General features: G+C 37.0%; 5 protein-coding genes and 1 pseudogene. 3 read left to right on the top strand and 3 right to left on the bottom strand.

All coding sequences use genetic code 11. The features are described 5' to 3' along the window. On the top strand, nt 1-1325 hold a 1325-nt coding region (locus AC1DRF_RS16610), incomplete at its 5' end, for an aminotransferase-like domain-containing protein (RefSeq protein ID WP_477741187.1). Nucleotides 1326-1410: 85 nt separating this feature from the next. On the opposite strand, the gene AC1DRF_RS16605 is transcribed toward AC1DRF_RS16610, so the two are convergent. From AC1DRF_RS16605 to AC1DRF_RS16595, 3 genes are all read right to left on the bottom strand, one after another. Beyond that, a complete protein-coding gene (locus AC1DRF_RS16605; protein ID WP_427075996.1) occupies nt 1411-2235 on the bottom strand; it encodes an STAS domain-containing protein in 825 nt (274 codons plus the stop codon). Continuing rightward, nucleotides 2222-2887: a cobalamin B12-binding domain-containing protein gene (locus AC1DRF_RS16600; protein ID WP_034650750.1), complete on the bottom strand. Its 666-nt coding sequence runs from the start codon at nt 2885-2887 to the stop codon at nt 2222-2224. Before AC1DRF_RS16600 ends, AC1DRF_RS16605 begins: the two co-directional genes overlap by 14 nt. 343 nt (nt 2888-3230) lie before the next feature. Continuing rightward, the gene (locus AC1DRF_RS16595; protein WP_080781662.1) at nt 3231-3494 is read right to left on the bottom strand and encodes a hypothetical protein; all 264 of its coding nucleotides are present in this window, start codon (nt 3492-3494) and stop codon (nt 3231-3233) included. A gap of 151 nt (nt 3495-3645) precedes the next feature. Between AC1DRF_RS16595 and ytvA the strand changes: the two genes are divergently transcribed. Both ytvA and AC1DRF_RS16585 read left to right on the top strand, forming a co-directional pair. Then, nucleotides 3646-4428 (top strand): YtvA family blue-light photoreceptor, encoded by a 783-nt coding sequence (ytvA, locus tag AC1DRF_RS16590; protein WP_162214538.1) that lies wholly within the window; start codon nt 3646-3648, stop codon nt 4426-4428. A 239-nt stretch (nt 4429-4667) separates the two neighbouring features. After that, nucleotides 4668-4921: pseudogene (locus tag AC1DRF_RS16585) on the top strand (RsbT co-antagonist protein RsbRB); the annotation flags it as partial.

Below are 4921 nucleotides of genomic sequence, written 5' to 3'. Positions count from 1 at the left end.
CTTCTTTACGCAAGCTATCACAAGAGTTAGAAATAAGCTTATTAACGGTACGAAAAGCGTATCAGCTCTTACAAAAATCAGGATTAATCGTAATACAGTCAGGAAGAGGAGCTTTTGTTAAAGGGGTTACTAAAGGTTCTTCCAAGGTATTAAATAATTTTTCATGGCAAGATGAATTAAACGTAAATATCACGCGCTCTCAGTATAGCTTAAATCGTGATCGTAAATATTATGATTTCTCTCAGGCTATTCTTTTCCCTCGTCTCCTTCCTAATCAGTTTTTAGCGCAAGAAATGCAAAGTCTGTTACGTACCAATGAGCTTGTTTTAGCCACATACGGTCCAATTCAGGGAGATCGTGAGCTTCGCATAGAGCTTTCTTCTTATTTACAGAGAGAGCAAGGAATAAAAGCTGATCCTCATGAAATTATGATTACAAGTGGCGCTCAGCAAGGTATTGATTTAATTGCTCAAACGCTTTTAAAGCCAGGGGATACGGTTATAGTAGAGAGTCCATGCTACGGAGCTGCAATTGATGTCTTCACCAATAAAGGCGTTAACGTCATTTCAATTGAACTAGATGAAGAAGGAATACAATCTGATTTAGTAGAAGAAGTCTGCCAAAAAATAAAGCCTTCGCTTTTGTACGTGAACCCTTCTTTTCAAAACCCTACAGGTATACTAATGAGCAGACAGCGTCGCAAAGAACTAGTTGATTTGGCCGAATTGTATCACTTTTTTATTGTTGAAGATGATTCGTTTGGAGAGATTTATTTCGATGATATATCGGTGCCTCCACCGATCAAAACGTTTGATAAAAATGGGCATGTTTTGTTCTTGAAGGGGTTTAGTAAAACCTTGGCTCCAGGACTTCGAATAGGATTACTTTATGCACAGGGTTCTGTATTTGATTGGCTATATGCGGTTAAAGCACTGATGGATATTGGTAGTCCCTTACTAACTCAAAAAGCCGTGCTAGCTTTTTTACGCACTGAGCGAATGAAACATCACATGGAAAAACTGAGGACCGCTTTGCAACTGAGAAGAGATCATGCAAGCGATCTGCTTTCGTCTCTTTCCGAGTCCGTTCAATTCCAAGTTCCTAAAGGAGGATTCAACTTATGGTTAAAACTGCCTCAAAAAGTAAACACATTTGAGTTATTAAAAAAAGCCCAGGAGCACAATATCTGCTTTTTACCTGGTGAAGCTTGTTTTGTTCATAGACCGCTTCATGCTTACATTCGAATAAGCTATTCCCTCCTTAGTGATACTGATTTGAACACAGGACTTCAACGTCTTAACGCCATTCTTTCAGCTGAAATATAAAAAGATTCTTTAATAGATGTTTAATTATAAGAAGAGAAGTGTATACAGAAAGAGGAGAAGAATAACTTTCTTCTCCTCCACTCTTTTAACTGACATTTTTATTCACAGCAATAATTTCACTCAGGTTATTCATATAAATAATTTGATCACCAAACGTTCTATTTTTCAAAGCAGCCGTATGGTGCGGCTTCATGCCAATAATATAGCATGTGATACCCATGAGATAGAAGGACTGCATAAAGCCTGCAAAAGCTTGAATTCCTTCGGTCGTTAATATATCTAGTCCTCCAAAGTCAAATAGAAGCGTGGTGTAATTTCCTTCATGCGCAAAGTTTTGCAAAATGGACGTATTTTCAGCTACAAGATCTGTATCTAAGTCTCCAAAAAGAGGTATAAGTCCTACTTTAGAGGATAACTTAATAAAAGAAGCGGACAATTGCTTGATTTTCTGTAATGATTTTTCAAGACGTTCTTTTTGTTGAAGCAGTTCAAAATCTGTATCTGCTAATCGTTTCCGATGGTCTTGAACAAGACTCGTTAACTCTTGTATACGTTCATCTTGGCGAATACAAACTAAATGACCTATATCGCTATCCCATTGAATTAAGCATTCAAACAGTGAATAAGGCGAATCATTGGTTTGCATCACGAGCTCTACTTTCTGAATAGCCTGGCCTCGGCTTTGGACAAGCGTTTGCTCATCATGGGGTTCGTCTACAGACAATTCTCGAGAATCTTTTTGGCGCAAGCTTAAAAACTTTCTTGCCTTTTCTTGACTAAATACGTCTACAAGATCTAAAAAATTAGCTGAAGGCTTAAATGAATGACCTGATTGTTGCGACCATTCCAAAATATTAAATTCAGTATCCACTAAAAAGTAAGGAATTGGAACATATTCAAGCATCGACATTAACTTCCACTCCTTTGTGATAACTGAGTAACCAGTTATTTAGTTGGTAAAGATCCGGAATTAGGCGTGTATGCTCAGAACAGTAAGAACGGAAATCAATTTGAGAAACTAAGCGCCCTCCTACCATTACCGTTGGTCTTGGTTCTAATTTGTCCAAAGTTTTGGTGTATTCAGCAAGCCTCTCAATATGATAAGGGATGCTGACAGATAATCCTACCATGTGCGGCTTCCATTCTATAGCCATTTTCTCAGCGTATTCCAGAGGGAGATTGGCCCCTAAAAAGCGAGTATTCCAACCATGTTCCTCAAACAATAAAGCCACCATCTTTAAACCAATGAAGTGCTGTTCTTGTTCCAAGCATAGAAGCAGTGCCCTTGGAGCGGTGTCTGAAGCGTGTCCCTGAATTTTTTTATAAAAGCGATAGCGAGTTAGCACATAATCACATGTCGTAGTTGCAACATGCTCATCAGCTACAGAAATGATATTTTCTTCCCACATATCTCCAGTTACTCGCATTGCGGTTGTAATTAAATTTTCATAAATATCTAGGCTGTTCTTTCCCTGTTGGATTTCTTCCAGCACAATTTCCCAAGCGCTGTCTTGATCACCAGCTAATAAATAGCCTACAAATTTTTGTACTTGAGATTTCATTGTTTCACCTCAGTAAACGTAAAGCTTTTAAGAAACTTGAATAAAAGCTTCTCGTCTCTCTTTTTCAAGATCGCCTAAAATGTATACCACTTTTAGACTAACACATGTTGCCAATAGCAACAACATAAAAATAGAATAATAACTTTTTATTTTACTACACTCAGTAAAATATGACTAGTATTTCTCTAAATATTCTCCTTTCCCTTTTATTTATGAAAAACACCTCGGCATTTTGTACCGAGGTGTTTTTCAAGTTGTTATCATTTCGTCGGCTAAAAGAATGTAAGTGCGTCTCTTTTTCTTTTATGCATCTTTCCTTTTTTCCACTTTCAAACATATGTATTTATGACTCTTCTGCTCCGACCATAATACTGATAAGATAGAGCGCTGTCATAACTGAGCCGATTGTATTGCATATCAAATGAATATATTGGCTGGTCGCCATAAACAAGTATAAGCTTAGCGACAGCAGCACCGTTCCGAACAAAAAAGACCATTTAAATAATGACAGTGGCCGGTTAAACTTTAGACGCAAACAAAAAATAAGAATAAAGCCTACTAGCGCCATCACAAAGAAACTAACATTAAATAAATTGATGGTTATCACGTTTGTTCACACTCCCTTTGCCCCTGAAACTATTATAACATATTTTTCCTTATCTTCATTCTTTCTCTAGGAGCACACGCATCGAAATTGTTTTTTTAATGTGTTTATGTCACAATATTTTTATAAAAATTCCAAGGAATGAGGGAATGCATTGACTACACCTGAAGCTCAAGATTCAAAATGGTCCATTTTAAATAAAGCCCTTCATAGCTCACAATCTGGCATTATCGTGACAGACCCTTCTTTGCCTGATAACCCAATTATTTACCTCAATCAAGGGTTTTCCCTTATGACCGGCTATAAGGAAGAAGAAGTATTAGGAGAAAATTGCCGTTTTCTGCAAGGGCCTCTAACAAACCCGCACCACATTGATGAAATTCGCAGCGCTATTAGCCGCAATCAATCAGTCTCTGTTACGCTCGTTAATTATCGAAAAGACGGCTCTTTCTTTCATAATCAGCTAACGATTGACCCGACATATATAGAAGAAGAAGATAAATACTACTTTATTGGTGTTCAAAAAGATGTAACAATAGAGATTACAGCCCAGGAACAGTTACAGCAAGCTTTGGAAGAAGTTGAAAGGCTATCCACCCCTATCGTGCCAATAGAGGAAGGAATCTCTGTTCTTCCATTAATCGGAACGTTAAACGAACGGCGTATAGAAATGCTATTTAATAGCTTCACCTCGCGTAACACAAGCAGCAAAGATCGTTATTTAATCCTAGACGTCTCAGGGTTAGCGCGATTTAATGATTCATTCGGCCGTGATATTCTTAATATTTACAATTGGCTGAAGCTCATGGGAACTCAGCTTGTTTTAACAGGAATTTCTCCTGACATGGCCATACATATGAGCACTATGGAAGATGATATGTCCTTTATTTTAGTCTATCAAAGCATTAAAGATGCCTTACCCAAGCTAAAGCTATAAGCACAAGAAGTGGTTCTTTATGAAAAATAGGTAAAATGCATGAATATGGTAGTCAAAAAATGTTTATTTTTTAATAAATTGGGTTTGAGAGTATACAGTTAGGGAAAACAAGGCGTATAGGAAAATAAATGCGCTTCATAATGGATTTATTTATAAGCATCCTCACTCTAGATTAGGGGATGCTTTTATGCCTTTATTTATTAAATCAATTAGACTATACATATATAAGGAGAGTCTTCATGCATAAAAATCAGGACTTATATCATTTTTTCAAAGAACATTCTCTTCAATTAACCGAAGACTGGTACAATCAGCTCGACGATGAAAATGAGTTCTCTGTCTATTCGAGTAAAAATCCAGCAATTGTGAAAGAACTGAAGCAGCAAAATCAAGATTATTTTCAGCATTTATTTGACGTATTTATAAGAGATGAGGAGTATTTTTTTTCAGATTTTCAGCAGTGGTCGATAGAACTAGCGCGTGATCCAAAACA

This window comes from Priestia sp. P5_B4 (genome assembly GCF_056400385.1).
The sequence above is the reverse complement of the archived record's forward strand: the minus strand, read 5'-3'. Positions and strand labels throughout refer to the sequence as shown.

Bases quoted from the DNA above. Each gene is read 5' to 3' on its own strand.
- AC1DRF_RS16605 (WP_427075996.1), bottom strand. From the start codon at position 2,235: ATGTCGATGCTTGAATATGTTCCAATTCCTTACTTTTTAGTGGATACT.
- AC1DRF_RS16600 (WP_034650750.1), bottom strand. From the start codon at position 2,887: ATGAAATCTCAAGTACAAAAATTTGTAGGCTATTTATTAGCTGGTGAT.